General features: G+C 46.9%; 2 pseudogenes. One reads left to right on the plus strand and one right to left on the minus strand.

Annotation, left to right across the window (positions count from 1 at the left end):
• Window positions 1-643, minus strand: a pseudogene (locus tag CIK04_RS33795) (LysR family transcriptional regulator); the annotation flags it as partial.
• Between the two features lie 213 nt (window positions 644-856).
• Here CIK04_RS33795 and CIK04_RS24795 point away from each other — a divergent pair.
• Window positions 857-1,272: pseudogene (locus CIK04_RS24795) on the plus strand (L-lactate permease); the annotation flags it as partial.

Consider the following 1,272-nt stretch of genomic DNA (forward strand, 5'->3'; position numbering starts at 1 on the left):
GCTACACGTACAATGTAGTTGCCTTTATCCCCTTTAAACTCCCACTCTGACGCCCTGTGGTTGGTAGGCATACTGCAAGCAGTTGTGCTGAGTTAAATCGGTAGGAACGAGCGGTTTTCCATGTTTGGCAATATAGGAAGGAGATGCGCACACCACCCATTGGGAATCGAGAATATGTCGAGCAATCAAGCTGGAATCCTCAAGATAACCCGTGCGAATGACCAAATCATAGCCACCTGACACGAGGTCAACAACGGATGATCTAACGACATATCGACGGTTAATCCTGGGTGCTGGTTACAAAATTCGGCAACCGCATCCGCCAATATCAAGTCACCCGAAATCGTCGGTACCGACATTTTGATATGGCCACTGACATTCTCTCCAAAGCCTGCAACAGCATCCACTAGCCTCCTGAGTGGCTTGCTTCACATTTTTGGCACTATGCAGTTAACGCCTTGCCCGCCTCGGTCAACGTCAATTTTCGCGTTGTTCGATATAATAATTGAGCGCCAATTTCTTCTTCAAGTCGCGCAATTCTTTTGCTAACCACCGAATTTGTAAGGCTATTTTCTTCAGCCACCTTACTAAAACTGCCCTGTTCAACCACTTGGCTAAATAAGATTAAGTCATCTGCACGCATTGGATTATGTCATTTTTGGAAGGAATGATTTTCATTATTTCCCTATATCAATAAAAATAAAGGGGTAAATTCACGCCAAATTAACAAGCACCCATTACAAAAACAATAAGCTTTTTTCAATTATCCGTGTCAGTTGAACACTGCAATTGGAAGTCAGACCAACCTGATAACCCTACCCCATCAAGGTTGATCAAGCTGTACGAGGAAGTACTTATGAGTGAAACAATGTTAGCCCTTTTGGCCTTTTCGCCAATTGTGGTCGCTGCCATCCTACTGGTCGGTCTCAACTGGCCGGCTAAAAAAACGCTGCTGCGTGTCGCTTCGCACTCACTGTGGTGATTGCCCTCTTTGGTTGGGACATGTCCACCACCCGCGTCATCGCTTCTGTGCTACAAGGCCTTGGCATTACCGTCTCCGTGTTGTGGATTGTATTTGGCGCCATTTTCCTGTTGAACACGTTGAAACACACCGGAGCCATCACCACCATTCGCAACGGCTTTACCGATATCTCCGCTGACCGCCGCATACAGGCGATCATTATTGCTTGGTGTTTCGGCTCTTTTATTGAAGGCGCTATCTGGTTTTGGTACGCCCGCTGCGATTGTCCGCGCCTCTTCTGGTCGCCATTG

Source organism: Vibrio sp. 03_296 (assembly GCF_002265885.1).